Genomic DNA, 25,423 nt, shown 5'->3' with positions numbered 1-25,423 from the left:
GTCCGGTTCTGCCCCGGCCGCCCGGCGCGCCCGCGATGCACGTCGCACCGGCGGGATCCGCCACGGGTTCGTCAGCTGCGGCGGGTGCAGACCTGCTGCGCGCGGGCGATCGTGTCGGTCGACCACACGACCGCGACCGTGAAGCAGTAGTCGGTGCTGCGGTTGAGGCCGTAGACGACGAAGGCGGTGGTGCCGGCGGGCAGGTTGGCGAAGGCCGTCTGCGTCTGGCCGACCCGGCCGCCCGAGATGACCACCGGCCCCTCCCCGCCGGCCGGGTACGTCCAGCGCAGCACCACGTTGTCGCGGTTGTCCCGCAGCGTCACCGAGCCCGGCGGGCTGCCGGGGGAGGCCGCGGCCCCGCTCGTCGGGCCGGTGGTGGGCGGGGCACCCGTGCCGGTCGACCCGCCGGCCGGCGTGGAGGCCGGCGCGCCGGTCGCGGCAGGGGGCGCCGGGTCGGGGGCACCGTCCATGCCGGCCACCCCGGTGATCACCGCGGCCGTGCCCAGCAGGACCACCGCGACGCCACCGACGGCGAGCGGCAGCAGCCGGTTGCCGCGCCGCGTCGGCGCGCGGTGCACCGGCACCGGCAGCAGCCGCGACGGTTGGTAGGGCTCCTCCGGCGCGTCGGGCTGCCGGAGCCGGCGGACCCCGTCGGCCTCCTCCGTGGCACCGGCCAGGGGCACGACGGCCGGCGGCACGGCGCTGTCCGCCGGCCCGCCCACGGCGTCGGCATCCGGGGGCCACCAGCCGGGCGGCGGGTCCTCCGTGGACTGCCGGGGCGTCGGCACCGGGTGCGCCGGCCCGGCGTACGGGTCGGGATCCGTCGGGCGGTAACCCGGCTGTGAGGGATGGTGAGCCGTCGAGGGTCCGTCGCCCGGCGGTGGCGTACGCGCGGACGGCACGACCGGTCCGTCCCGGCCGACGGGCGCGGTGTCGGCGCAGACGTGGTCCGGATCGGCAGCCGCCCGGGCCAGGGTCGCCACCTGCGCGGCCAGCGGATCGTCCGCCGGCAGGTGCTGTCGGCACAGCTCCCGGGCCAGCGCCAGGTTGTCGTGCGCCTCGGCGAACTGCCCGCAGTCGCGCTGCATCGCCCCGAGCCTCGCCAGCATCTTGATGCCGCTGGGGTGCCCGTCGCCGTAGACCTCGCGGTGCAGCTCCCAGGCGTCCTGCAACCGGTCGCGGGCCACCTGGCACTGGCCGCGCGCGTATTCCACCGTGGCCAGGTCGGCGTGGGCGGCGAGCACCCGCAGCGACTCCGGCCCGTCGAGCGCGGTCAGCTCGATGATCACTTCCTGGTAGAGCCGGGCGGCGCGCGACCAGCTGCCGACCCGGTGCAGCACCGCCGCGAGGGTGGCCGCGGTGGCCACGGTGCGCTGGTCGGAGCGCCCGTGCAACCGGGTCGAGGCCGCGTACGCGAACGCGGCCCAGCCCCGGGCCGAGTGTGGCTCGCCGAGGGCGACCAGCACGCGGGCCTGGAGGCTGGCGGCCTCGGCCAGCTCGGGCGTGGCGTTGGCCGGACGCGGGTCGGCGTCGGTCAGCGCGTCGGCGAGCAGCCGTTGGGCACCGGCGAGATCGCCGGCGGAGACCAGGTGGTGCGCCTGGTCAGTCAGATCACCGAAGCCGTAAGGCACGCCCCATCGTGCTCACCAGACGACGGTAAGTACAAGACCCGAGCGGGAGTGTGTTGGTCAAGAACCGGTCAAGTGGGCGGCGAGCGTCTCGCTGATCCGGCGCAACTGGTCCACCTGGGCCGGGCTCAGCGCGTCGAACAGGTGCCGGCGGACGCCCTCGACGTGGCCGGGTGCGGCGGCGGCGAGGGTGGCGAACCCCTCTTCGGTGAGGACGGCGATCTGCCCGCGCCGGTCGGTGGGGCACTCCTCGCGGCGGACCCAGCCGGCCGCCTCCAGCCGGGCCACCGCGTGCGAGAGCCGGCTGCGCGAGGAGCCGCTGGCCTCGGCCAGGTCGCTCATCCGCAGTCGCCGCCGGGGCGCCTCGGAGAGTCGGACCAGGATCTCGTAGTAGGCGTGCGGCATGCCGGCATCGCGTTGCAGCTCCCGGTCCAGTGCCTCCGTCAGCGCCCGGGAGGCGGTCAGGTACGCGCGCCAGGTGCGCTGCTCGTCGGGGTCCAGCCAGCGGGTCATGACGGTCATCATACGACATCTAGTTGAACGTTCAACAAAATCGCGCTACCGTCGGTGGCATGGGAATCCACCGCCTCAACCACGCCGTGCTCTACGTCAGCGACCTCGCCCGCAGCGTCGACTTCTACCGCGACGTGCTGGGCTTCCGGCCGATCCCGATGACCCCCGACGGCTTCCGGGGCGCCGCCTTCCTCCAGGCGCCCGGCTCCACGAACGACCACGACCTGGGCCTGTTCGAGGTCGCCGCCGCCGGCCGCTCCACCGCAGGCCGCGGCACCGTCGGCCTCTACCACCTGGCCTGGGAGGTCGACACCCTCGACGAGCTGGAGGCCACCGCGCAGCGGCTCGCCGCCGCCGGCGCCCTGGTCGGCACGTCCGACCACGGCACCACCAAGAGCCTCTACGGCCAGGACCCGGACGGGCTGGAGTTCGAGATCGTCTGGCTGGTGCCCGCCGACCGGCTCGACGACGCCACCCTGGCCGCCCGCAAGCGGATCGGCCGGCTCGACCTGGCCGCCGAACGGCGGCGCTACGGCGGTCAGACCCGTGGCGGCGTGGGCGTCTCCGTCCCGGCCTGACCCCCGCTGCGGGAGCCGACGAGGCCCCGCCCGCTGCCGACCGGGCGCCCCGACGCCGGGCCCGGTCGGGGGGAGCTGTGCCCGGCCGGGGGCGGGCGTGCGGTAGAACGACAGCATGCCGACCGACGCCGTCCTGCGCGAGCTGCTCGTCCGACACCTGGAGACCTGGCTGCCGGGAGCGCTGCACCGCGCCCGGCGGGCCACTCTCGCCCTGGCGTACGCCGGCGGCGACGGCGGCTGCGCGGAGGCGGCCCTGCGCGTGGTCGCCCGCCACGCCGACCGGCTGCGGGGTCGCCAACTCACCGTGCTGGTCCTCGCCGACGGCGGCGAGGAGCTGCCGGCCCGGCTCGGCGCCGTGGAGGCGGAACTGCCGGCGGGCGTCGCCGTGCACCTCGTGCCCGGTGGCCCGGCCCGGCTGCCGGTGGCCGTGAAGGCGGCCGGCGCGGCCGGCGCACCCCTGCTGTCCGTCGTGGACGACGACGCCGCCGGTGCCGCCGTGCTGACCGCCGCGGCGGCCGGTAAGCCGGCGGACGTGCTGCTCGCCACCGCCGCCGGCACCCCCGCGCGCGCCGCCCTCGCCGACGCCGGGTTCCCCCTGACGACCGAGGTCGAGCTGGCGCCCCTCGACGGGACCCCGACGCGGCTGCTCGCCTTCGCGACCGGGTCGGACAAGAGCCTGGAGGCGTTCAAGGAGGCGCTCTGGACGCTCGACGGTGTCGCCGGGATGCGCTACCGCGACCCGGTCGGCCGGTTGCTCGACGTCGTCCCGGCCCCGCAGACCGGCCCGCTGCGCGACGAGTTGCTGGCCGAGTTGACCCGCTCCGGCCCGCGTACGGTCACCGAGCTGCGCCGGCACGCCCTCACCGAGACCGCCTACCGGTCGTCCGACGCCGCCCGCGCGCTGGTCGAGCTGCTCGACGCGGGAGAGGCGGCCCGTGCGCCGGAGCACGGCCGGCTCGGCGGCGACGTGGTCATCTCCGCCCGCGACGCCGGACCGGTTCGCTGACCCGACGCCGAGCGGGGTGCCGGTGAACCACCGGCACCCCGCTCGACGTCGGACCTCACGCCCGGGACTTGTCCTGCTTCCAGGACAGCGGACCCGGCAGGTCGACCCGGTGCGCCTTGGCGCGGGAGTTCCAGGACCAGCGACCGATCTTGATGCTCCAGGAGGAGAAACCGTTCTCGGTGAAGTTCAGGATGATCGGGCCGTACTTCTTGCGCTTGCGGAACATCAGACCCATCGTCGTGCTCCCTTCCATTCCCTTCCCTGCCCTGTCGAACCCGAACATGCCCGGATCGCCGAATCGGGAAACCCCCGTCCCTCCGGCGTGGACGACGCGCGCCGACGGCGACGCCTGTCCGTCCGCCGTCCGCCGGGCGACTCGGCCCGCCAGCACAGGGGACGGTGCCGCCGGCGTCGTCCCGTGCCCGACAGGGGCATTGACCATCGGAGCGGCCGGCGGCAACATGGGGCGATGACGCAGCGGGACGATCTTCTCCACGCGGCTCGCCCGCCCGTCGACGCAGGGCTGCACACCGCCACCGGCGCCCGTCCGGCGCGGGTCCCGGCGTGACCACCGTGGAGTGGTCCCGACCGGAAGCCGCCGACCTGCTGCCGGTGGACCAGGACCTGTTCCGCGCGCTGCTGCGCCGGCAGGCCGCCACCGTCACCGTCGTCACGACCGTCGCCCCGGGCACCGGCGGGTCGGCCGGCCCGGACGGTTCCGGCGAACCGGTCCGGGCCGGCTTCACCGCCACCTCGTTCACGTCGGTGTCGCTGGACCCGCCGCTGGTCTCGTTCTGCCTCGGGACCGCCTCGTCGAGCTGGCCGGTGTTCGCCCGCGCCGAGCACGTCGCCGTGCACCTGCTCGGCGCCCACCAGCGGGAGACCGCCCGGGTCTTCGCCACCGGCGGTATCGACCGGTTCGCCGCCTGTCCGCAGTGGACGACGGGCCCGTTCGGCGTGCCGCTGCTGACCGGGGTGCTGGTCCGGATGCTCTGCCGGGTCGCGCACCGGGTGCCGGTCGGCGACCACACCCTCTTCGTGGCCGAGCCGCTCGCGCTCGGCGGCGGCGAGGACGGCGACCCGCTGGTCTACCACCGGGGCGGCTACACCACCGCGGGTACGCCGGCGCGGACCTGACCGGCCGCAGGGCGCGGTGCGACGGTGTCAGGCGGGCGCGCGGTCGACGACGAGCACCCGGGTCACGCCGCCGTCCTCCTCGGCGATGTCGCGCTCGTGGACGAAGCCGAGCTTGCCCAGCAGCGCCAGCGAGGCGTGGTTGGCCTCGTCGACGGTGGCGTACACGCGGGGCAGACCCAGGGTGTCGAAGCCGTGGCCGACCAGGGCGCGGGCCAGCTCGGTGCCGAGGCCGGCGCCCCAGACCGGCCTGGCCAGCGCGTAGATGATCTCGTGGCCGTCGACCTGCTCCGTACGCTTGATCTCGGCGTGCCCGACGTAGCGGCCGTCGCGGCGTACCGCCCAGACGTCGAAGAGGTCCTCGGCGTAGACCTTCGTGAACACGCGCCCGAAGAGGGCGCCGGCCTCCTCGGCGCTCAGCGGGCCGTCGCCCATGAACCGCCCCACCTCGGGGTCGGTGAGCAGGGCGACGGAGTCCTCGGCGTCGTCCGGCCGGTAGGGCTCCAGCAGCAGGCGGTCGGTGCGCAGGGTGGGGGTGGGCATCAGCGTGGCTCCCAGGCGTCCGGCAACGCCGTCAACCTACGGACGTGGGCCGGCAGCCGGCCACTGATTATCTCCGCGAGGCTGACCTCGTCGACGACCCGTCGCACGGCGGCCCGCACCGCGACCCAGAGCCCCGGCAGGTTCTCCGCCGCGCCCTCGTAGCTGGTCTCCTCCGGGCGTAGCCCGCGCACCCCGGCCAGCGGCCCTTCCACCGCGCGCAGCACCGCGCCGACGGTCACCTCGCGCGGGGGCCGCGCCAGCGTGTAGCCGCCCTCGGCGCCGCGTTGCGCCCGGACGATGCCGGCCCGCCGCAGGTCGGCCAGGACCGCCTCCAGGAACTTGCGCGGCATGTCCTGCTCCGCCGCGATGGCCTGGGTGGACAGCAGCCGGGGGTACGCGGTGGCGAGACTGAGGGCTGCCCGTACCGCGTAGTCGCCGCGCGCGGAGATCTGCACCCCGACATCATGCCCCGCAGGGCCGACGGGCCGCGTCGGCGGGCGGGCGGGGCCGAACGACCCGCCCCGGTACCGGCTGCTCACGGGCCGCGCGGAAGGCGCCCGGGCTCACCCCGACCTCGCGGGTGAAGAACCGGCCGAAGTTCGTCGGCTCGGAGAAGCCCAGCCGCCGGCCGATCCGGGCGATCGGCTCGTCGGTGGCCGCCAGCAGCCGGCTCGCCTGCAGGGCCACCCGCTCGTCGACCACCTGCTTGGCGCTGCGCCCGGTCGCCGCCAGGCAGGCCCGGGTGAGCGTACGCACCGAGCAGCCCAGCCGCGCGGCGTAGTCCTCGACGCGGCGGGTGTGCTGGTAGCCGCGCTCGACCTCGCGACAGAGCCGGTGGAAGGTGGCGGCCTCCGCCCGGGTCGCCCGGTGTGCGGGCTGGGGCAGCAGCGACAGCCGCAGCAGCAGCACGGCGAGCTGGTGGCGGAGCAGTCCACGCGCGGCGGCCACCCCCCGGTGCCGTTGGCAGTCCACCGCGAGCTGGCTCACCTCGTTGATCACCGCGTCCTCGTCCTCGCCGGCGAGCTGGAGCCAGGACCCGACGGCGTCCGGGTCGACGTCGAGCCCGCGCAGCGCCGACGGGTCCCAGCGCACCACGGTCGCGTCGAGCTGCGGACCGGCGCAGCGCAGCACCTGACCGGCGCGCACCCGCAGCAGCGTGCCGGGGCGGCAGGGCAGGGCACGGAAATCCAGCTCGGCGGTGCCGTGACCGCCCGTGGTCAGCACGAGCAGGTCCCTCTCCAGCAGCACCGGGCGCCGCCAGCGCGGCTCGGGGGCGAGGTCACCGAGGGCCACCGTGTCGATCTCGGCGGGGGCGGTCGCCGCGTTGCCGGGCGGAGCGGGGGAGAGCTGACCGGAAGAGACCATCGTCTGCGACGGTAGCCCGGGGCGACGACCGACGCATCCCGGGGACGCTCCCCAGCTCACGCGGGCGGCCGGTCGCACCGCGGCCGGCGGTCCGCCGGGGCGGTGGGGCGGCCGGCGCGCCGGACGGGCGGGTGCGCGGCGGGCGGTCCGACGGGGTTGTCGAGGTCGTCGGGAGCGGGCTACGTTACCGAGCGGTAGCGCCGTCCGGTCGAGGCACGGCCGGAGCCGGCCCGAGTCGGCCGGGCCGCCCCCGTCCCGGCGGCCCCGGCCGACTCGCGATGGGATGGGCATGACGGATCTGTTCTCGGTCGAAGGCAAGACGGTCCTGGTCACCGGCGGCTCGCGGGGGATCGGCCTGATGATCGCCCAGGGCTTCGTCCGGGCCGGCGCGCACGTGGTCGTCTCGTCCCGCAAGGCGGAGGTCTGCGAGGCCGTGGCGAAGGAACTCTCCGCCGAGGGACGCTGCGAGGCGATCCCCGCCGACCTCGGTCACGACGCCGGCGCCGAGGGCCTGGCCGCCGCCGTGCGGGAGCGGTTCGACCGGCTCGACGTCCTGGTCAACAACGCGGGCGCGACCTGGGGCGCGCCGCTGGAGTCGTACCCGGAGAGCGCGTTCGACAAGCTCTGGGCCGTCAACGTGAAGGCCGTCTTCCGGCTCACCACCGCGCTGCTGCCCGCGCTGCGCGCGTCGGCCAGCGCCGACGACCCGGCCCGCGTGATCAACATCGGCTCGATCGACGGCATTCGGGTGCCGATGATGGAGGTGTACGCGTACTCGGCGACCAAGGCCGCCGTGCACATGCTCACCCGCAGCCTGGCCCACCAGCTCGCCGGCGAGCAGATCACCGTCAACGCGATCGCACCGGGACCGTTCGAGAGCAAGATGATGGCGTTCGCACTGGACGACCCCGCGTCCCGGGCCGCCATCGAGGGGCAGGTGCCGCTGGGGCGCATCGGCCGGCCGGAGGACATGGCCGGCACGGCGATCTACCTGTCGTCGCGTGCGGGGGCGTACCTGACCGGCGCGGTGATCCCGGTCGACGGCGGCATCACCACCCACGGCTGAACCCGGCGAAGGGCGACAGAATGGTGCGCGTACCCCCTGGTGGGCCGGAGTGGCCGGTGGTTCAGCGACCGGCGAGCAGCCGGCTCACCGCGGTGTCGACGTCCAGGTGCTCGGCCTCGCGACCGCGCGGAACGACGACGTAGGTCCGGCGCAGGAAGCGCACCAGGACGCTGCGCGGCACCTCGAACAGGGCGTTGCCGTCGGGCGACGACAGCGCCAGCGCGACGAAGTCCCCGCGCGGGGTGGCCCAGGGCCAGACCCGCACGTCACCGATGCCGGCCGGCTCGTCGAGGCCGGTGACCAGCAGTTCCCGGGCGAACGACCAGCTGACCGCCTCGCCGCCGGCGGATTCGGCGTGGAACAGGACATGCACCGCATACGGATCAGCAGGGTCGTAACGCAGACTGGCACGCACCGGCAAGGCGGTGGCGTCAGGTGCGACGAGCCTTAGCGACGTCTCGACCTCTACGGTCGTCGGTCGGATGACACTCATGGACGATCTCCCCCCGGCACCGCTGCGGAACGCGCGTGTCCCGCTTTTCCCATACTCAGGTGCTACTCCTGGCTACGCTCCGCCATACGCTGACTTCACCCAGTGGTGGGAAGGGGGTCGGAAAGGCCGCGTGAATGTGAAGATTCATGTAGGATTTCCGGTTCTGCCCAGTGCGTGATCCCGCCCGGCATCGGGTGGTTCAGTCGTCGACTTACTCCGGTAACGTCCAGTCGGCCGTTGCAGTGACGGGCGCGAGCCACACTGGGGGTGGAAATGGTTACGAAACGATCCTCAGTGGATCCGATGGCAGCGCCGGGCCCGCCGAAAGTCGAGGCCCGGCCGGCCGAAAGGCGGGGGTACGGGGTGCCGATCGAGCAGCACGACCAGCCTGGCCGGTCGGCGTCCGACCACGGCGGCGCCGGCGGGACGGCGCTGGCCGAGCGGCGGCAGCGACCGCGCTGGCGGCAGCGGGTGAGCACCACCCTCGACCTGATCCGGGCCAACCCGACCGGGCGTGTCACCCTCAAGATCTTCATCGCCATCGCCGGCGCGCTGGTCGTCACCATCGGCATCGCCCTCATCCCGCTGCCCGGGCCGGGCTGGCTGCTGGTGATCGCCGGTCTCGGCGTCTGGGCCGTCGAGTTCCACTGGGCCCGCCGGCTGCTCGGCTTCACGCGCAGGCACGTGCACAACTGGACGCAGTGGGTGAAGGACCGCTCGCTGACCGTGCGGTTCCTGCTCGGCTCCGTGGGCCTGGTCTTCGTCGGATCGGTGGTCTGGCTGTCGCTGAAGTTCAGCTTCGGCATCGACGTGGTCGCCGAGGCGCTGCAGTACCTGGCGACGCACTGACCTGGTCGGCCCGGAGGTCCGCCGGGTCGGCCGACCGCCGCGCGGCGCGCGGGACCCCGGATTTCCGGTCCGGTCCCTCGATCAGGTAGAGTCATCGGCGCTGAGGGCGATTAGCTCAGCGGGAGAGCGCTTCGTTCACACCGAAGAGGTCACTGGTTCGATCCCAGTATCGCCCACGCAGGTCAAAGGCCACTTCCCGGCTTCGGGAGGTGGCCTTTTTGCTGCCGTACAGCAGTTCCGTCAGCGGCCGAGTGAGTCACTGAGGCGTTTGAGTGCGTCTCTGGTCGCCTTCGTCGATACCTGGGTGTAGATCTCCATCGTCACGGAGAAGCGGGCGTGCCTCAGCCCTGCATGGCGACTCTGGGGTGGACGTCGAGGTCGACGAGCAGCGTGGCGCAGGTGCGGCGGGCGTCGTGGACGCCGACGTCAACCCGCCGTGGACGTGGTGTGCGACTTGCCCGTGATGGGCGTGTTGCGTAGACGAGAGACGGCCAATCGCGTCGATCCGTCAGACGACCAAGCCACGACCCGCCGTATCGTCGACATGATCATCACCGGCATGGGCATCGCCCGCGCCGACCAACTCATCGCGTCCTGCCTGCCCGCGCGTGGTGCCGGCTGTCCGCCGGCACCGGCGCCGGGGCCCACGGCTCCGCGAGTACTGGTGGGCCAGGGTGCCGGTGCGCGTCGACTGGCAGCCCGGCCGTGGGCAGTGGCTGCTGGCCCGGCGCAGCATGGCCACCGGGGCGATCGCGTCGATCATCTCCAGGCGATCATCAAGAACCGACTCAAGCGCATTCAGTACCGACCTGCTCGACAAGCTTCCATGCCCACGCCGGCCTGACCCTCGAACCTAACTCAACCTAGCCTTTCAAGACCTGTATCAGCTGGAAGGTGGGCAACCGCTAGCGAAACCGCCTCCTCGGCCGTTGTGGCCCGGCCAATAACTGGTCCCTTCCATTTCGAGCGCAAGGTGAACCTCCCACCCCGCGATGCCTCCAAGCAGATCAGGTCATCGGGCCTCGACTTGGCGGGAGCTGCCGCGAGTCGCAAAGACCAGTGGCTGGTAAAGGCATACAACTGCCGCATCTCTCGGCGGGCATAGGCCGCTTCGATGAGGGCTCGGTGCTCCATCCAGTCGGACCGCTCAGCCTCCTTGCGGAGGTACGCCCACTCCGAGGCAATCGCGTGGACCGGGCTGTCGTCCGGTACCTCGATGTGGCCGGTGAGTTCAACGAAGGGAGTCAATCGTTCAATCTCAGCCAGCGGCAGACCGCTCTGCCATCCGTATGCCGCGACAGCGATCCAGCCCAAGTCCTGGGTTGCTCCCGAGATCAACCACCGCGATTCTGTGCCTCCGCCGCACCCAAACCCGCTTATCGACCAACATCGTTCTAGTCGCCAACCGTTGACGGCGAGCGGTTCCCGACCCGTCCTCGATGTCGGTACCGAGGCGGCCCGCAGTCGATCGTTCTCATTCTGGACCACATCGAGGGCGTATCCTCGCGCCTCGCCGACGGCGCACAGCGCGGTGGCCAGACTGCCTAGGGCGGCCACATCAGGGAATAGGTTCGCCGGATCTGGCTCGACTCGCATGACGAAACTATGCCTCACACCACAGGAACTCCGTCCTCGGGAAGACAAGCGCGACTACCGACCGGGCACGTACGGTCTTGGTGCACCGGTAACGCTGAGTAGACATCGAGGCGCCTTACGACGCCGCGGTCACTCACTGGCATCGGGGAACACGTCGGCGTAGGCGTCGATGGTGTCCGGGGTCAGTCGGGTCGAACAGTGGCCGGTGACCTCGCTCGACCCGGTGGCGTACTTGGCCAGGTACCCGGCCACCGACGAGCGGGTGACGTCGCCGTCCGTGGTGCCGACGCGGCGGATGTCGACCTGCTCGCCCCAGGCCACCACCAAGCCCTTCGGCCGGTCGGGGTGGGCGGGTGTGGTGACGGTGATCTGCCGGACGGCGGCGCGGATGACGGCGTCGAGATCGTCGACGGTGATGCAGGCCCGTGGCGGCACCAGGGCGTCACGGTCGTCCGGCGGCTGCCGCCCGTGTCCGGTCTCAACATCTCGGTTACAGATCGGTTTCAGGAAGTCCGTGACACCTTCGGCTAGACGATCATGTTCGTACCCGCTGCCGTTCCATCCCCTCGACTTGGGCGAGGAAGCGTTGCATGCGCTTTTCGGCTTCAACATCGAGGGACTTCGTTCTCCCGGCGACATCGACGCCGACGCTGTTCACCTGCACGGCTTTCGCGTGACCGACCCGTCCGGTGAGGAACAGCTCGCCCGTGAGGCCGCATACGCGGAGGCACTACGGAGCATGGGGCCGCCTCGGATGTACCGCATGGGACCGGACGGAACGATGCACGAGGTCGCCCCCGACAGCTACTGATCCGCCTACCCGCAGACCGGAAAGAGTGTCACGCGGGTCCCGATACCGATCTGTCACGCAAGTCCCGAGACACGGAAAGACGGCTGCCGGCCAGGCCGTTGACCGGTGGTGTGGTGGGCCGGCAGCCGGCCGGGCCGCGCGGCCACGAGCCCGCGCGGTGTAAGGGAGCGCACGCCGGCCGCGTCGGCGAGCTGGCGGCGGTGGCGGGGTTGCGGTTACTGCGCCTCCGGCGGGGGCGCTCCGGCTCCAGGATGGCCGAGGCTCCGCCGGCGGGTCACGGTCCGTGGGTGGTTGCGGTGGGAGCCATCCCGCCCGCCAGAACCGGGCAAGCCGGGCAGACCACCGCCCGACCCGCCAGCGTCCGTACGAGCCGTCAAGGCCGTCTTGACGTGGCGGCCCGATCCCCAGCAGGGCGGGTCGATGGCAGACGGGATGGCAAGCTGGTCGCTCCAGGATGGACAAGCGTGAGGTTCTGCTCTGAGTCAACGAGTTCATCGCCGTGTCGAAGGCCGCCGCCTGCGCCCCCTCTTGATCAGGGCACCGAACACGCCGGCGCACACAACCGAACAGACGCCCATGACTACCGCCGCGAACGGATCACTTTCCGGGCCTGACAAAAGGCTCACCGATGCAATTCCGAACACGATGGCAAGAATGGGCAATATCCCGCGAATCGCAGCGCGGTGATGACGCCGATTGTGAGCGGCATTAATCCGGCGTTGCTCGGCAGTGAGGTCCTTCTCCCACGGGGTGTTGAAGGGCCAGTTGGCAACCCAGATTATTGCAGCCAGGCCCACAATAACCATCAGCACTGTGACGATGGCTTTGAAGAGCATGCTCTACCTCCAGAAGCCGTCAGTCCATGACCGAACCGACGGCGTTGGTAGAGGGTCATGGTCGGCGAGGGCCCTGAGTCAGAAGGTGCGGGGTGATAGTGACTGGTAAGCCGATGGTTTGTAAAGCAAGGCCGTCGGCTGGTGCGGTCAGGGCTCGGTCAGGGCTGGTCCGAGGATCGCTGCGTCCACCCCACCGGGCGGGGCGGCTGTCGACAGCAACGGGCTCGGACGGAGACGACCGGGGCGCGCATGCCGTGGAAGATCAGCCGACGTCGACGACGTGAACGGACGCAGGCAGAAAACAGAGCCAGTATGCGGCGATTTAAGCCGAGTAAGCATCGCACCGGGCAAGGAGTCCCGCACCTACGACAGTTGAGCGCTGGAGCACCTCCGCTGCATGACACAGGTCACGAGGGCGAACGTGATCAAGAGTGCTACCGCAACGAGGATGACCAGCCACCAGCGCTCCGACCCGGGGCACGCAACATGCCCTTGTCACCGCGGGCCGCCCGCTTCAACGATCGATGGCGAACGGGATGGGCAGGAGGAGTTGCCTCTTGATGGTTCGGGGCTGTTGCTGTGTAATTGCATCGGCCTGCGGTCGACCGCAAATGTAAGGGTGCGAGTTGGTAATCCGTAAGACTTGGCGCAACCGTTACACGTTCTTCGCTGGATTCATCCCGTGGGTGATGTGCGGGTTCATGATGTTCATGTTCGGGACGAAGCCTTCGAACGGCCCCGCTGACCTTCTTCTTGTGGGGATTTTTCTGACGGGGCTCTGTTACTTCGTCTCGCTCGCGACCATGTTTTCGTGGGTTCGAATAACTCCAGGCCACCTGATCGTCCAGAATCCCGGGAAGCGATTCAAGATACCCTGGGCGCGGGTGCAGTCGTTGGACGCCGCGAGTGGCCTGAACGTCAAGGTCAGAGGGGTTCGCGAACCAGTGCCCAGTGTTGCCTATCAGGGCTCACTCATTGGCTCGATTGCGGGAAGTCCCAGTTCGCGCAAGGCCGCAGGCGCTATAGCGAGATTCGTTGATGAATCGGCCGATTCGCAGGCCGCCGGAGAGATCGAGCAGTCATTTCCATGGCGCTCGCACGTCGGGTGGGTTGCCATTGGCTGGACGACGCTCGGCGTCGTGCTGCCGACAGTGGGACGGCTGACAACGTAGATCGGCCCGCCTGCGCGTTGCGGCGGTGGGTGGTTGTGCAGGCCATCCCGCCAGCCGACGACCCGGCGAGCCGGGCAGACCACCGCCCGGCCCGCCAGCGTCCGTACGTGCGTCAAGGTCCGCTCGACGCGGCGGACCGGGCGCCGGCGGGCCCCCGGAGGGCGGGCCGGCGGCAAACGTGATGGCTGGCAGGCGAGAGACCAGTTGATGAAGATGTTCAGGTCAAGTCCTCGGGGGTCACCCTTCCCTTCCCGAGAAGATTCCTGGCCAGGAGCAGGCGGCCGAGGCTGATCGCGTAGACGTTGCTGGCCAACACCAGGAATGCCGCGCCGAACTCGCGTTGACCAGCCAAGATCAGTGCGGGAAGACCGGCGAACAGCAGCACGGGCAACACGAAGATCCATGGAGGGAACCGCAGATAGTAGAGCAGTGAGGGGATAGGGAGCCTAGGCACGCGGCCATTAGAACCCACACGGACCAGGACGCCGGAAACCCGCCCGTGGACTGGGTTACCAGCTGGGTGACGACCGAGGCGACTGACGCCCATGGCCGATGGCGGACTGTCTCAGCAGCTCAGCCCGGACACTCGTTGGTCGCGACGGCAGCGGCTACCGGCGACGTGCGGGCCAGGCAGCCCACGCCGCAGCGACAGCGCACAGCGTCAGAAAGGCGAACAGGCAGCTCAGCGCGCCGCAGAGCACCGCCCCGACTCCCTCCACGGGCATATCGTAGGACGCTGAGTCAGCGCGCCCGTCGCCCTGTTGCTGCCGACAGCGACGGTGACAGCGACAGGGCCCGACGGCCAGAGGCCACCAGCCGGTGTGTTCAGCGGGTCCGGTAGCGCGCGTAGATCAGCCCGCTGTCGAAGGCACGCTGCTCGACCAGGTCGAGATCGAGGCGTACGCCGTCGGGAAAGAACCGCTTGCCGCCGCCGACCACGCTCGTCGTGATGAACAGGTGGTACTCGTCCACCAGGCCGGCCGCGATCGCCTGGGCCGCGAGGTTCGGGCCGTCGACGGTGAGGTCGCGATCAGCCTCGGCCTTGAGCTTGCGCACCGCGGCGGGGTCGAAGGTCCGCTCGATCCTGGTCTTCGCGCTGGACACCGACTCCAGCGTCGTGGAGTACACGATCTTCTCCGCGGCCTGCCAGTCGCGGGCGTACTGCAGGATGTGCGGCGGCTGGTCGGGCTCGGTGTGTGCGGTCTCCCAGTAGACCATCGTCTCGTACATCCGCCGGCCGTAGAGGTACGTGCCGACGGAGCGGAAGAGGTCGTTGATGAAGGTGTGCACCTCCTGATCGTCGGCCCCGGTGCCGAGGCCGCCCTCCGTCGCCTCGGCGTAGCCGTCGAGCGAGGTGACCATCGAGTAGATCAGCTTTGCCATGCGTCTCCTTCAGGTACGCGCGCGTCAGTTCGCCAGGGTCCTGCGGATGGTGACCTCCGCACGAACCGAAACTCATCGAGCGGCCGGCCCGCCTCTTCCGCCGACCGTCAGATGCCGGACGAAGCGCGCTTCGGGCCGCCCGTCCAGCTCTGCCGACCCGACCAACGCGAAACCCGTGCGGGCTCGCACCCTGACGCCACGCGCCGGCGTTCGACCTCGGCTCCGGCTCGCTCTCCTGTGGAGACGATTCGGGCCGGCCGAAATCGTAGGACCACCTTATGGTGAGCATGCTTGCGCCGGTCCGCAGCCAGACCCCGGTGCAGCAGCAGGCCGACGCCCCGCCAGGAGGTGGAGCGTCCAGCCAACGAGAGCCGAGGATCTGCGGAGCCGGACACGGATGCTGTCCGCGCTGCGGGGGCAGCGAACGAACCGGCTGGACCACCCCTCGTCCTCCGCCCCGTCGAAGGCCAACAGCTCGAACCCGGGCACAGGGTGCAGGCGTGGGTGAGGGTTGTGTGTGCCTGGTCCACTGGTGGCATGCCCGCCCGTTTCCGCTGTCTCGTCGTGCTGGCTGCGGGCGTGCTCGCGGCCGGGACGGGGCTCATGGTCGCCCTGGGGCACATCGAGCAGCCCGGCCCCCTCAACGAGGCGATACTGGGTGCGGCGGGCGGCGGGCTGACCGGAGCCGGGTTCCGCGGTTGGAGGAAACACCACACGTCGACCTCGCGGCACGAAGCAGCGTGAGACGTCGGCGGCAACAGCCAGTCGACCGTCCAGGGATGTGCCACCACGGGATGATCCAGGTCGAGATCGACGCCGACCTCGCCGCCCGGCCGAGCGCCGTCGTGAGGTTGTCGCCGCCGTACGCGCTGGCCTAACGTGCCGCCATGGTGCTCGCACTCCGGCCGCTCGCGCTCGACGACACCCCTGCCGTCCACGGCTGGGCCCGCCTGCCGGAGTCGTGCCGCTATCAGGCGTGGGGGCCCAACACCTACGAGCAGACGCAGGCGTACGTGCGGGAAGCGGTGGCGGCGTCCCCGGACCGGCTGGTGTTCGGAGTGCTCGTCGACGGCGAAGTGGTGGGCTGCGCCGAACTGACGTTGCACGGGCCGAGCACCGGCGAGATCGCCTACGTGGTGCATCCACGCGTCTGGGGGCAGGGCGTCGCGACGGCTGCGGCGCGGGAACTGTTGCGTGTCGGCTTCGGCGAGCACGGGCGTCACCGCATCTTCGGCACGTGCGACCCGCGCAACCTCGCCTCGGCCGCGGTGCTCCGGAAGATCGGCATGCGGTACGAGGGGCGGATGCGGGGCACCGCGTACATCCGCGACGGCTGGCGGGACTCGGACCTGTACGCGATCCTCGTCGACGACTCGACCCCGACCCGACGGTGACCCGCGCGGCGGGCGCCTCGGTGCCCGTGCCCAGGGCTGTCGCCAACCGGCGGAGGCCGGGAACTCAACCGAGGCGGGCCAGCGTGGTTCCGTGCTCCGGGCAGGTCCAGACTGCCGCGCCGGAGACGAGCCGTGCCGACGGCGGGTGGCGGTGGCCCGGCAGACACCCGGGCCACGCCGTGTCTCCGGCTTCGAGCACCTTCTCCTGGAGGAGGTCGGTCAGTTCGACGATCGCCTCCTCGACCGACGCCACAGCGGGCAGACCGCCCAGGCTGTAGGTGCGGCACTGACCGGCCGTGCCGTAGTCGACGACGATCGAGTCCAGGTCGTCCAGCCGTACGTGTCGCGGCTCGACCGGCGCGTCGTGCGCCCTGAACTCGCCGGCGACACGGATGACGGCGTGCTCGTAGTGGTCGAGGGAGGTGAGCACATCCTCCTCGGTCGTCATCGATGCACCGCCTCAGCTGGCCCCGGTCCCGCTGGAGCCCGGCTCAGTCGCGTCGACGAGGGGACCCTCGTCGCGGGACAGCCGGATGAGCAGCTCACGCAGGCGCCTCGTCTCGTCCGGGTCCGTACCGCCTCCGTAGAGGCTGGCCACGGCGGCTCCGTCCGCGGCCAGGGTGATCAGTCGCACGCGGTCGGGGTCCAGGCCGTCGGCGTCCAGGGCCTCGTTCCAGGTCCGGTTGTCCTCCTCGAGCAGTTCGGCCACGCCCGGTACGCCGGCCAGTGAGGCGGCCAGGATGACGTGCTCCGACGCGGTCGACCCGTCGCCCGACCCGTCGAGGGCCGCCCTGACGTAACCGCGTACCAGCCGGCCCCGCGCGTGGTCGCGCGGATCGACGGCGGCGTGCACGGCGGCGGTGAACTGCTCCGCCAGGTCGCGGGCCAGCTCCAGCAGGAGCTGTTCCCGGTTGCGGAAGTGGTGCAGCAGCCCGCCCTTGGAGACCCCGGCGGTGCGGGCGATGAGGTCCAGGCTGACGCCGGCACCGTGTGCCACCACGGCGCGGGCGGCGGCATCCAGCACGACCCGGCGGGTCCTGGCGGTGTCACGCTCGCGAGCCGGCATGCCCGGGTCCTTTCGTTTCTCAGCAGTCCGACGCGCCGGCGGGTGTCGGGCGCATCACCACCTTAGCCGACCAATCGGCTTGCACAGCCGACCATTTGGTCCGTAGCGTGACGGCATGAGCGACCCGCACCTGGCCTCCGACCTCGCCGGCGCCACCGCCGACGTCGGACGCGCCGGGTTCCGGCAGTGGGCGGCCCTGGCCGCGTTGACCCTGGCCGTCACGCTGCTGGCCGTCGACGGCACCGTGCTGGCGCTGGCCGTGCCCGCGCTGGTCGCGGAGTTGCAGCCCACCGCCACGCAGCTGCTGTGGATCGGCGACGCCTACTCCTTCGCCCTGGCCGGCCTGCTGATCAGCATGGGCACCCTGGCCGACCGCATCGGGCGCAGGCGGCTGCTGCTGATCGGCGTCACCGGCTTCGGCGCCGCCTCGCTGTTGGCGGCCTTCGCTCCCAGCGCCGGCTGGCTGATCGCCGCCCGGGTCCTGCTCGGCGTGGCGGGCGCGACGCTCATGCCCTCGACGCTGTCGATCGTCCGCAACATCTTCACGGAGGCCCGTCAGCGCACCCGTGCCATCGCGGTCTGGGCGGCCGGCGCCTCCGGGGGCGCGGCACTCGGCCCTCTGGTCGGCGGGGTGTTGCTGGAGCACTACTGGTGGGGCTCCGTCTTCGTGATCAACGTCCCGATCATGCTGCTCGTGCTGGTCGGCGTCGCCGCCCTGGTGCCCGAGTCGCGCGATCCGTGCCCCGGACGCTTCGACATGGTCAGTGCCCTGCTGTCGGTGGCGGCGATCGTCGCCGTGGTCTGGGCGGTCAAGCACACCGCCACGGCCGGCGTCGACCTGGCCGGTGCCGGCGCGGCCGCGGCCGGTGTCGTCGGCGGGGTGCTGTTCGTGCGCCGCCAGCGCCGCCTGCCCGCCCCGCTCGTGGACATCACGCTGTTCGCCCGTCCGGTCTTCACCGGCACCGTCCTCGCGAGCCTGATCGCCATCTTCGCCTTCAGCGGCCTGCTGTTCTTCTTCTCCCAGTACCTGCAACTCGTCCGTGGCTACTCGCCGCTGCAGGCGGGCCTCCGGGAGTTGCCGCTCACCCTGGCGTCCATCGCGGTCGTCGCCATCGCCGCCGCCGTGCTCGTCCGCCTCGGCGTCGGACGCGCCCTCAGCGTCTCGCTGCTGACGGCCGGCGCCGGCATGGTCGTCCTGACGATCGGCGAGGGCCACGCCGGCTACGCGCCGCTGGCGCTGGGGCTGGTCGTCATCGGCCTGGGCGTCGGCCTCGCCTTCACCGCCGCCACCGACGCGGTGCTCGGCGCGGTGCCGAAGGACCGGGCCGGCTCCGCCTCCGCCATCTCGGAGATGGCGTACGAACTCGGCGTCGCCCTGGGCATCGCGCTGCTCGGCACCCTGCACACCGTCCTCTACCGGGCGGCCCTGCCCGACCTGTCGAGCCTGCCCGGCCCGACCGGCGACGCGGTGCACGAGTCACTGGCCACCGCCGGTCACGCCCTGGCCGGCGGCGGGCAGCAGGGGACCGCGGTCCTGGCCGCCGCCCGGGACGCCTTCGTCCACGCCATGCAGGCGACCTCGCTCATCGCCGCGGTCCTGCTGGTCGCCGCCGGCGTGATCGCCTGGAAGCTCGTACCGTCAGCCCGCGACTCGTAGCGCGGCGCCGGGGCCGGCGGCGTCACATCCCTGGTGCCCGGGCAGCGGATCGGCGGCGTCGGCCTGGTCGACGCCGACGGGCAGGACACGGCCGTGCGGCCCCGCCTCGACCCGGGGAGCTAGCCTCACGGTCGACGGACGGCGCCCTGGACTGGGGCTGGACGTGACCAGCACGGGCCTGGCCGGCCGACGCGGGCCCGGTCCACTTCCGAGGAGACGACCCTGAGCAGAGACGCCGCGCGGTGGCCGATGTCGGTCATCTCCCTCGTACTGGGTCTGGCCGTGTTGACCGGCTGCGCCCTCAACAAGGGCACCGCCCTCGCCGCGGACTTCGCGAACGACTGGGCCGGTACGCCGGACGTCGTGGACATCCGCACCAACGCGGAGAACACGCTGCCCTTCCTCGGTCAGGCGACCGGCGTGCTGGTCCTCGCCGACGGCACCCCGGCCGACCGCGTCACCGGGTTGGCGGGCGAGCTGAGGGAGTACGTCGTCCGCCACGACGAGATCACCGGCCGGATCGCGGCGGACGGCGTCACCTTCACCGTCGTCGGGAACGAGAGCCGCACCGGCGAGGCGCTGGGGCTGTGGCGGTCGCTGGCGGCCGACGAGCGGGTGGCGGACGGCGACATCAGGGCCGCGGTCAGGAAGGAGACCGATCGCTGGTGGGTCGGGATCACCGCCGTCGACGCCGCCGGCGCGTTGGCGCTGTTCAGGGACATGGTCGCGGACGGCGGCCGGCACCGGCCACCGGCGGGCGGGACGTCGCTGCAGGTGAACACCGAGCGTGGCGCGCGCACCGGGCTCATGGTGGGGACGGGCTCCGACGGCGGCGCCCCCACCGGCGCCATCGCCGCGTACGAGGCCGTGGCCGCGCGGTACCAGGTCGTCCACGCCTCCCTGAAACCCGACCGGGCGAGCATCGTCGTCGCGCAGAGCGCGGACCGGGACCACGCCGAGGAACTCGCCAGACGGGCGGCGCCCACCCTCGGCGCCGTGGAGGTCACCCGGCGCGTGCGGTGACCGACCTCCGGCCGCCCGCGCCTCGGCCCATTCCCGGGGGCGGTCGGCTCGCGCAGGCGCGGCCGTGCCCGCACGGCCGCACACCGCGGCGGCCGACGACAAACCCGGTCGCCACCGGGCGTCGGGGCCGACAGACTGTGCCGATGAGCGACGTACGGGTCCTGCCGACGATCCATGAGAGGCACATCGACGAGGCCGCCACGATCTGGGCCGCGGCGACCGCGGCCCGCGACGGCGGGACCGAGATCGCCCCGCTACGCCTCGCCCGACCCCTGATCCAGGCGGTGCTCGACAGCGCACCCCGGTCGCTCCTGCTCGTGGCACTCGACGCCGCTCGGGTGGTCGGCTTCGCGGCGGTCGGGCCCGCGCCGGCGGACGCGTCGACCGCCGAGATCCGCTACCTGGGCGTCGCGCCCGACGGCTGGGGCAGGGGAGTCGGCCGGCAACTGCTGCGGGCCGCCCCCGCGCACCTGGCGGCCGCGGGTTTCGTCCGGGCCGAACTGGACGTCTACGTGGACAATCCGCGAGCGGTGAGACTGTACGAGAGCGCCGGCTGGCTGCCCCACGGCGGGCCCACCCCGCACCCGCGCAACGGTCGCCTCGAACAGCGTTACCGACTCGACTGGTGAGGGCCGCCGGCCTGCCCGGTGGGACCCGACCGGCCCGCCGGCCGGGCGCGTTCACCAGGGGCAGACCACGGCTTCCGTACGGGATAGGGTTCGCGACGTGCCCTCACGAACGGACGTCGGGACGCATCGCGCCAGGACGTCGGCTGTGCCGCCCCGCGACCGCCGATGAGCGACCGGCGGCACGGCCGCGACGTCGCCCACGCGATCGCCTCGGCGGCCCTGGGTCGCGATTGCGGCCCTCTGACAGCCGTCGACAGCCTCTCGCACCACGTCTTCGTCGGGGCGGACGTCGTCGTGAAGATCATCGACGCCGCCCGCCACTCGCGACTGCACCGGGAGATCGCCCTCGCGCCTGACCTGCCCGCCGGCATCACGGCGCCGCTGCTCGACAGCGGGCGTCACGAGCGGGGGATCCGCGCGGTGCGGTACGCCTGCTACGCCCGCGTCCCGGGGGAGGCTCCCGACATGGGCATGCCCGGGGTGGACGAGGCGGCCGCGCGCCGGCTGGCGGAACAGGCCGTCGAGCGGCTGTGTCGACTGCACGACTGGACGCCCGCGGCGCACGCCCGAACGACGCTCGGGGAGACGCTCGACCACGGCGGGTTCGTCAGTCGGGCCGCGCTCCACGCCGAGGTGGAGGAGCTCGCCGCCCTGGACCGGGACGCAGCCGTCCCTCGCCGGGTGCTCGACGGGCTGACGGCGATGGCGGAGCGTGCGCCGTCGCAGGCGCGCGCGGACGTACCGGTCCACGCGGACTGTCACTGGGGCAACTGGCTCGCCCGCGACCGACGGGTGACGGCGCTGCTGGACTTCGAATGGGCGCGCTTCGGTGAGCCGACGGACGACTGGTTCTTCCTGATCCGGTTCAGCGGTCCGCACAGGGAAGCCGTCCTCGATGTCGTCGCCGCCGCGACGGCGACGCCGCCGGCGATCCTGCGACGGGAGTGCGAGGTGCGCGAGGCGAGCTACCTCGCCGCCGACCTCCGCGCCGCGCTCCAGCGCCCGGACACCCCCGCGCGGACGGTTGCCGAGAACGTCCGTGACCTCGAGGAACTCGTCGTCGAACGCCCCTGGTGGCGCCACGCCCCGTGATGCTGGCCGCGGCAGGCGGCGAGTGCCCGCCGGGGCACGCGGACCGGCCGGACGCGCCCCGGGAGGGGCTGGCCGCTCCCGTGATCCGGCGGACCTGGGTGAAGAGACCCGGGGAAGCTGCTGTAATCGGGTGGAAGCGACGCGAGGTCCCGCGCCGGCGGCCTGGCGACGCGATCGGGGAACGCGACGCCCGGGAGAGGACGAGCCGTCATGGCGAGGTGGAGACGCCCGGAAGGCGCACGGCGGCCCGGCAGGTGGCCGCTGCTCATGGTGGCCCTGGCGGTCGTCGCCGTCTCGGCACTGCGGCGACGGCCTTCCGACGCCGACGCCGCCTGGCCGGACGTGATCCTGAGGTCGCCACCGGACGTGACCGGCCGAAATCCGCAGGCGGGCGTCGGGGGTGTCGTGCGATCGTGATCCGCGGCAGGCGACAGTCGACTGTGGATTGGATCTGGTGATCATGAAGAGAGTGTTCTCGACCCTGATGGCGCTGGTGGCCGTCGCGTCGGTCATGGTGCTCGGTGCGCCCGCCGCCCAGGCGGCCGGCTCGTGCTCGGGCACGATCATCTACAGCCAGGTGCAGTCCTCGGGCCTCGGCGAGCTGGTCATCTACTACAACAGCAGCAACGGGGGCACCAACAGCGCGTGCTTCTACCACCGCGGCGCGGCCTACGGGAAGTCGGCGCCCACCTTCGTGCAGATCTACCGCTGCGCCGAGCGGTCGGGCGAGGGCGCGCACTGCACCCGCTCGGGCAGCGCGGACACCGACTCGGGCGACTTCAGCTACCACGCCGGTCCGGTCGGCGTCACCGGCACGGCGTCCTACTGCGTCGAGGCGGTCGGCTACATCGGGTGGGCGGGCCAGCGCCACCAGATCTACAGCCGACGGCAGGGCTGCTGACCGCCCCGTACCGGGGCCACGGACTGAAGTGCGGGGGCCACCATCCCGAGACGGGAGGTGGCCCCCGCGCTGTCTCCGGCAGCCGCATTCCCGGCCGCGCCCGTCGCGGGGGCCGTACGTCCGGCGGGGCGGCGATGCTCCCCCGGCCGAGCACCGGGTCGGCGCCCTTGCCGTCAAAGATTGAACGGTGGTTCAATCCTTGACGTGGTCTACCGGAGCACCGAGCGCGTGCAGGCTCGGCTGAGCGCGTCGCGGGAGCGGATCGTCGCCGCCGCGCTGGAGATCACGGCCGAGCACGGGTACGCCGGCTGCTCGATCGCCGCCGTCGCCGAGCGGGCCGCGATGGCGACCGGCAGCGTCTACCGGCACTTCCCGACGAAGGCCGACCTGGTGGCCGAGGTGTTCCGCACGGCCTCGCAGCGCGAGGTCGAGGCGGTGGCGCGCGCGGCGGAGCGGGAAGGCACCGTCGCCGAGCGGGTCACGGCCGTCATCGAGACCTTCTCCGGCCGGGCGCTGCGCTCCCCACGACTGGCGTACGCCCTGCTCGCCGAGCCGGCCGACCCAGCGGTCGACGCCGAGCGGCTCATCTTCCGCCGCGCCTACGCCGAGCTGATCGCCGGCTACGTCGCCGAGGGGGTGGCGAACGGCGAACTGCCCCCGCAGGATCCCGGGCTGACCGCCACCGCGCTGGTCGGCGCCCTGGCCGAGGCGATGGTCGGCCCCCTGGCCGCCGGGGTCGCCGGGCCGCGCACCATCGAGCACCTGACCACCTTCCTCCACCGCGCGCTGGGAGTCTCGCCGTGACGACGCACGAGGTCTTCAACCAGGTTCCCCCGCTGGTCGACCACGACACGGCCGACGACCCGGCACTGCTCGACGGGCTCGACCGCGAGGGCGCCGGCTGGGCCGCCGCCGAGCTGCACGAGCTGGGCCGGCTGGGCGGCGGCGAGGAGGCGATCGAGCAGGGCCGGTTGGCCAACGAGCACCCGCCCGTCCTGCGCACCCACGACCGGCACGGCAACCGCGTCGACGAGGTGGAGTTCCACCCGGCCTGGCACGAGCTGATGCGTACCGCGGTCACGCACGGCCTGCACGCCGCGCCTTGGGCGGACGACCGGCCGGGCGCGCACGTGGCGCGGGCGGCGAAGTTCTACACCTGGCGTCCCGACGCCGGGCACGGCTGCCCGATTTCGATGACCTACGCCGCGGTGCCGGCGCTGCGGCACGCCCCGGAGCTGGCCGCGCGCTACGAGCCGCTGCTCACCGCCACGTCGTACGACTTCGGGCTGCGCCCGCCGTTGGCCAAGCGGGGACTGCTGGCCGGCATGTCGATGACGGAGAAGCAGGGCGGCTCGGACGTGCGCGCCAACACCACCACGGCCCGCCCCGAGCCGGACGGCACCTACCGCCTGCTCGGGCACAAGTGGTTCACGTCGGCGCCGATGTGCGACGTCTTCCTCACCCTCGCGCAGGCACCGGGCGGGCTCACCTGCTTCCTCGTGCCGCGCGTCCTGCCGGACGGCACGCGCAACCCGATGCGGCTGATGCGCCTCAAGGACAAGCTCGGCAACCGCTCCAACGCCTCGGCCGAGGTCGAGTACGAGCACGCGGTCGCCTGGCGGGTCGGCGACGAGGGCCGCGGCGTGCGCACCATCATCGACATGGTCAACCTCACCCGCCTCGACTGCGTGATCGGCGCGGCGGCCGGGATGCGCCAGGGCGTGACCACCGCCGCCCACCACGCCACCCACCGGCGGGCGTTCGGCCGGTACCTCGTCGAGGCGCCCCTGATGCGCAACGTGCTCGCCGACCTCGCGGTCGAGAGCGAGGCGGCCACCGTGCTGATGATGCGGCTCGCCGGGGCCACCGACCGCTCCGCGCGCGGCGACGCCGGCGAGACGGCGTTCAAGCGGCTCGCCCTCGCCGTCGGCAAGTACTGGGTCTGCAAGCGCTGGCCGGCGCACGCCGCCGAGGCCCTCGAGTGCCTGGGCGGCAACGGCTACGTCGAGGAGTCGGGCATGCCGAGGCTGTTCCGCGAATCCCCGCTGAACTCGATCTGGGAGGGCTCCGGCAACGTCGCCGCCCTGGACGTGTTGCGCGCCCTCACCAGGGAACCAGAGGTCATGGAGGCGTTCCGGGCCGAGGTCGACGCCGCCGCCGGCGCCGACGCCCGGCTCGACGCCGCCGTACACCGGGTGCGGGCGGACCTGTCCGACCCCGGGGACGTCGAACTGCGGGCCCGTCGCGTCGTCGAACGGCTCGCGCTGGTCCTGCAGGGCTCGCTGCTGGTGCGGCACGGCCACCCCGCCGTCGCCGACGCGTTCTGCGCCTCGCGGCTCGACGGCGACCACGGACAGGCGTACGGCACGCTGCCCCGCGGCGTCGACTTCGCGGCGATCATCTCCCGCGCCGTGCCCAAGGTGGGCTGACCGGCGGTGGCGCGGCCGCCCTCCGCTCCTGTCGTGCCGGTCGGAAATCCGGCGTCGTTCGTCGGTGCGGGTCGTTAGTCTGCCTGCGGACCTGCTCGGTACGCGACAGGTCGAGGCCCGCTCCGGCGCCGGCCACAACGGGGACTTCAGGAGAATTCGTGACACAGCGAGCCATTTTCATCGTGGGTAGCGGGCGTCCTCGGCGGCTTGGAGGGCGAGGATGGCCTGCACGATCGGGGTGGCTCGGCGGGGGCAGCAG

29 protein-coding genes, 1 tRNA gene and 3 pseudogenes are annotated in these 25,423 nt (G+C 72.4%); 18 read left to right on the top strand and 15 right to left on the bottom strand.

Annotation, left to right across the window (positions count from 1 at the left end):
* Window positions 1–71: 71 nt before the first annotated feature.
* Both V6U77_RS08310 and V6U77_RS08305 read right to left on the bottom strand, forming a co-directional pair.
* Entirely contained in the window at window positions 72–1,631 is a 1,560-nt protein-coding gene (locus tag V6U77_RS08310; RefSeq protein ID WP_334605648.1) for a tetratricopeptide repeat protein, read from the bottom strand.
* Window positions 1,632–1,688: 57 nt separating this feature from the next.
* Complete coding sequence (locus V6U77_RS08305) at window positions 1,689–2,150, bottom strand: MarR family winged helix-turn-helix transcriptional regulator (protein ID WP_334605647.1); 462 nt, start codon at window positions 2,148–2,150, stop codon at window positions 1,689–1,691.
* Between the two features lie 50 nt (window positions 2,151–2,200).
* On the opposite strand from V6U77_RS08305, the gene V6U77_RS08300 reads away from it, so the two are divergent.
* Together V6U77_RS08300 and V6U77_RS08295 are read left to right on the top strand one after the other, a co-directional pair.
* Complete coding sequence (locus V6U77_RS08300; protein ID WP_334605646.1) at window positions 2,201–2,719, top strand: VOC family protein; 519 nt, start codon at window positions 2,201–2,203, stop codon at window positions 2,717–2,719.
* Window positions 2,720–2,834: 115 nt separating this feature from the next.
* Complete coding sequence (locus V6U77_RS08295) at window positions 2,835–3,725, top strand: hypothetical protein (RefSeq protein ID WP_334605645.1); 891 nt, start codon at window positions 2,835–2,837, stop codon at window positions 3,723–3,725.
* Window positions 3,726–3,780: 55 nt separating this feature from the next.
* On the opposite strand, the gene V6U77_RS08290 is transcribed toward V6U77_RS08295, so the two are convergent.
* Entirely contained in the window at window positions 3,781–3,960 is a 180-nt protein-coding gene (locus tag V6U77_RS08290; RefSeq protein WP_007075522.1) for a DUF4236 domain-containing protein, read from the bottom strand.
* A gap of 329 nt (window positions 3,961–4,289) precedes the next feature.
* Here V6U77_RS08290 and V6U77_RS08285 point away from each other — a divergent pair, with 329 nt between their 5' ends.
* Entirely contained in the window at window positions 4,290–4,862 is a 573-nt protein-coding gene (locus V6U77_RS08285) for a flavin reductase family protein (protein WP_334605644.1), read from the top strand.
* 27 nt (window positions 4,863–4,889) lie between these two features.
* On the opposite strand, the gene V6U77_RS08280 is transcribed toward V6U77_RS08285, so the two are convergent.
* The 3 genes from V6U77_RS08280 to V6U77_RS08270 are packed head-to-tail and all read right to left on the bottom strand — an operon-like array spanning window position 4,890 to window position 6,767.
* The gene (locus V6U77_RS08280) at window positions 4,890–5,402 is read right to left on the bottom strand and encodes a GNAT family N-acetyltransferase (RefSeq protein ID WP_334605643.1); all 513 of its coding nucleotides are present in this window, start codon (window positions 5,400–5,402) and stop codon (window positions 4,890–4,892) included.
* The gene (locus tag V6U77_RS08275; RefSeq protein ID WP_334605641.1) at window positions 5,402–5,857 is read right to left on the bottom strand and encodes an RrF2 family transcriptional regulator; all 456 of its coding nucleotides are present in this window, start codon (window positions 5,855–5,857) and stop codon (window positions 5,402–5,404) included. The genes V6U77_RS08280 and V6U77_RS08275 overlap by 1 nt, the downstream gene beginning before the upstream one ends.
* Window positions 5,858–5,864: 7 nt before the next feature.
* Window positions 5,865–6,767 (bottom strand): helix-turn-helix transcriptional regulator, encoded by a 903-nt coding sequence (locus V6U77_RS08270; protein ID WP_334605639.1) that lies wholly within the window; start codon window positions 6,765–6,767, stop codon window positions 5,865–5,867.
* Between the two features lie 289 nt (window positions 6,768–7,056).
* On the opposite strand from V6U77_RS08270, the gene V6U77_RS08265 reads away from it, so the two are divergent.
* On the top strand, window positions 7,057–7,833 hold the full coding sequence (locus V6U77_RS08265) for a glucose 1-dehydrogenase (RefSeq protein WP_334605638.1): 777 nt from the start codon (window positions 7,057–7,059) through the stop codon (window positions 7,831–7,833).
* Window positions 7,834–7,894: 61 nt separating this feature from the next.
* On the opposite strand, the gene V6U77_RS08260 is transcribed toward V6U77_RS08265, so the two are convergent.
* Window positions 7,895–8,326 carry an SsgA family sporulation/cell division regulator gene (locus V6U77_RS08260; RefSeq protein WP_067311359.1) on the bottom strand — a complete coding sequence of 144 codons (432 nt, stop codon included), beginning with the start codon at window positions 8,324–8,326 and terminating at the stop codon, window positions 7,895–7,897.
* A gap of 303 nt (window positions 8,327–8,629) precedes the next feature.
* On the opposite strand from V6U77_RS08260, the gene V6U77_RS08255 reads away from it, so the two are divergent.
* Window positions 8,630–9,175 (top strand): TIGR02611 family protein, encoded by a 546-nt coding sequence (locus V6U77_RS08255; RefSeq protein WP_334605636.1) that lies wholly within the window; start codon window positions 8,630–8,632, stop codon window positions 9,173–9,175.
* Between the two features lie 104 nt (window positions 9,176–9,279).
* Window positions 9,280–9,351, top strand: a tRNA-Val gene (locus V6U77_RS08250).
* Between the two features lie 64 nt (window positions 9,352–9,415).
* Here V6U77_RS08250 and V6U77_RS08245 read toward each other — a convergent pair.
* Window positions 9,416–9,654: pseudogene (locus V6U77_RS08245) on the bottom strand (site-specific integrase); the annotation flags it as partial.
* A 47-nt stretch (window positions 9,655–9,701) separates the two neighbouring features.
* On the opposite strand from V6U77_RS08245, the pseudogene V6U77_RS30025 reads away from it, so the two are divergent.
* Window positions 9,702–9,960: pseudogene (locus V6U77_RS30025) on the top strand (IS701 family transposase); the annotation flags it as partial.
* A gap of 73 nt (window positions 9,961–10,033) precedes the next feature.
* On the opposite strand, the gene V6U77_RS30020 reads toward V6U77_RS30025, so the two are convergent.
* Together V6U77_RS30020 and V6U77_RS08235 are read right to left on the bottom strand one after the other, a co-directional pair.
* A complete protein-coding gene (locus V6U77_RS30020; protein ID WP_442934398.1) occupies window positions 10,034–10,771 on the bottom strand; it encodes a DUF6193 family natural product biosynthesis protein in 738 nt (245 codons plus the stop codon).
* Between the two features lie 153 nt (window positions 10,772–10,924).
* A pseudogene (locus tag V6U77_RS08235) lies at window positions 10,925–11,227 on the bottom strand (replication initiator); the annotation flags it as partial.
* Here V6U77_RS08235 and V6U77_RS30015 point away from each other — a divergent pair.
* Window positions 11,160–11,582: a DUF6928 family protein gene (locus tag V6U77_RS30015; RefSeq protein ID WP_442934402.1), complete on the top strand. Its 423-nt coding sequence runs from the start codon at window positions 11,160–11,162 to the stop codon at window positions 11,580–11,582. The pseudogene V6U77_RS08235 and the gene V6U77_RS30015 overlap by 68 nt on opposite strands.
* 491 nt (window positions 11,583–12,073) lie before the next feature.
* Here the strand turns inward: V6U77_RS30015 and V6U77_RS08225 are convergent, their stop codons facing one another.
* Window positions 12,074–12,418 carry a hypothetical protein gene (locus tag V6U77_RS08225; protein WP_334605635.1) on the bottom strand — a complete coding sequence of 115 codons (345 nt, stop codon included), beginning with the start codon at window positions 12,416–12,418 and terminating at the stop codon, window positions 12,074–12,076.
* A gap of 626 nt (window positions 12,419–13,044) precedes the next feature.
* Between V6U77_RS08225 and V6U77_RS08220 the strand changes: the two genes are divergently transcribed.
* On the top strand, window positions 13,045–13,590 hold the full coding sequence (locus V6U77_RS08220; protein WP_334605634.1) for a hypothetical protein: 546 nt from the start codon (window positions 13,045–13,047) through the stop codon (window positions 13,588–13,590).
* 217 nt (window positions 13,591–13,807) lie between these two features.
* Here the strand turns inward: V6U77_RS08220 and V6U77_RS08215 are convergent, their stop codons facing one another.
* Entirely contained in the window at window positions 13,808–13,975 is a 168-nt protein-coding gene (locus V6U77_RS08215; RefSeq protein ID WP_334605633.1) for a hypothetical protein, read from the bottom strand.
* 440 nt (window positions 13,976–14,415) lie between these two features.
* Entirely contained in the window at window positions 14,416–14,973 is a 558-nt protein-coding gene (locus tag V6U77_RS08210) for a dihydrofolate reductase family protein (RefSeq protein ID WP_334605632.1), read from the bottom strand.
* A 537-nt stretch (window positions 14,974–15,510) separates the two neighbouring features.
* On the opposite strand from V6U77_RS08210, the gene V6U77_RS08205 reads away from it, so the two are divergent.
* Together V6U77_RS08205 and V6U77_RS08200 are read left to right on the top strand one after the other, a co-directional pair.
* The gene (locus tag V6U77_RS08205; RefSeq protein ID WP_334605631.1) at window positions 15,511–15,717 is read left to right on the top strand and encodes a hypothetical protein; all 207 of its coding nucleotides are present in this window, start codon (window positions 15,511–15,513) and stop codon (window positions 15,715–15,717) included.
* A 143-nt stretch (window positions 15,718–15,860) separates the two neighbouring features.
* The gene (locus V6U77_RS08200) at window positions 15,861–16,367 is read left to right on the top strand and encodes a GNAT family N-acetyltransferase (RefSeq protein WP_334605630.1); all 507 of its coding nucleotides are present in this window, start codon (window positions 15,861–15,863) and stop codon (window positions 16,365–16,367) included.
* A gap of 64 nt (window positions 16,368–16,431) precedes the next feature.
* Here V6U77_RS08200 and V6U77_RS08195 read toward each other — a convergent pair whose 3' ends face one another.
* Window positions 16,432–16,815: a hypothetical protein gene (locus tag V6U77_RS08195; protein ID WP_334605629.1), complete on the bottom strand. Its 384-nt coding sequence runs from the start codon at window positions 16,813–16,815 to the stop codon at window positions 16,432–16,434.
* Window positions 16,816–16,827: 12 nt separating this feature from the next.
* Window positions 16,828–17,433 carry a TetR/AcrR family transcriptional regulator gene (locus V6U77_RS08190; RefSeq protein WP_334605628.1) on the bottom strand — a complete coding sequence of 202 codons (606 nt, stop codon included), beginning with the start codon at window positions 17,431–17,433 and terminating at the stop codon, window positions 16,828–16,830.
* 115 nt (window positions 17,434–17,548) lie between these two features.
* Here V6U77_RS08190 and V6U77_RS08185 point away from each other — a divergent pair, with 115 nt between their 5' ends.
* From V6U77_RS08185 to V6U77_RS08155, 7 genes are all read left to right on the top strand, one after another.
* Window positions 17,549–19,090: an MFS transporter gene (locus tag V6U77_RS08185; protein ID WP_334605627.1), complete on the top strand. Its 1,542-nt coding sequence runs from the start codon at window positions 17,549–17,551 to the stop codon at window positions 19,088–19,090.
* A 249-nt stretch (window positions 19,091–19,339) separates the two neighbouring features.
* On the top strand, window positions 19,340–20,113 hold the full coding sequence (locus V6U77_RS08180) for a hypothetical protein (protein WP_334605626.1): 774 nt from the start codon (window positions 19,340–19,342) through the stop codon (window positions 20,111–20,113).
* 143 nt (window positions 20,114–20,256) lie between these two features.
* Window positions 20,257–20,742 (top strand): GNAT family N-acetyltransferase, encoded by a 486-nt coding sequence (locus tag V6U77_RS08175; RefSeq protein WP_334605625.1) that lies wholly within the window; start codon window positions 20,257–20,259, stop codon window positions 20,740–20,742.
* A gap of 165 nt (window positions 20,743–20,907) precedes the next feature.
* A complete protein-coding gene (locus tag V6U77_RS08170; RefSeq protein WP_334605624.1) occupies window positions 20,908–21,834 on the top strand; it encodes a phosphotransferase family protein in 927 nt (308 codons plus the stop codon).
* 460 nt (window positions 21,835–22,294) lie between these two features.
* Entirely contained in the window at window positions 22,295–22,735 is a 441-nt protein-coding gene (locus V6U77_RS08165) for a hypothetical protein (RefSeq protein ID WP_334605623.1), read from the top strand.
* Between the two features lie 204 nt (window positions 22,736–22,939).
* A complete protein-coding gene (locus tag V6U77_RS08160) occupies window positions 22,940–23,539 on the top strand; it encodes a TetR/AcrR family transcriptional regulator (RefSeq protein ID WP_334605622.1) in 600 nt (199 codons plus the stop codon).
* Window positions 23,536–25,164 carry an isovaleryl-CoA dehydrogenase gene (locus V6U77_RS08155; protein ID WP_334605621.1) on the top strand — a complete coding sequence of 543 codons (1,629 nt, stop codon included), beginning with the start codon at window positions 23,536–23,538 and terminating at the stop codon, window positions 25,162–25,164. The genes V6U77_RS08160 and V6U77_RS08155 overlap by 4 nt, the downstream gene beginning before the upstream one ends.
* Window positions 25,165–25,423: the final 259 nt, after the last annotated feature.

This window comes from Micromonospora sp. CPCC 205546, assembly GCF_036902715.1.
In the GTDB taxonomy this organism is placed as follows: Bacteria; Actinomycetota; Actinomycetes; order Mycobacteriales; family Micromonosporaceae; genus Micromonospora.
This window is presented reverse-complemented; position numbering and strand designations above follow the sequence as displayed.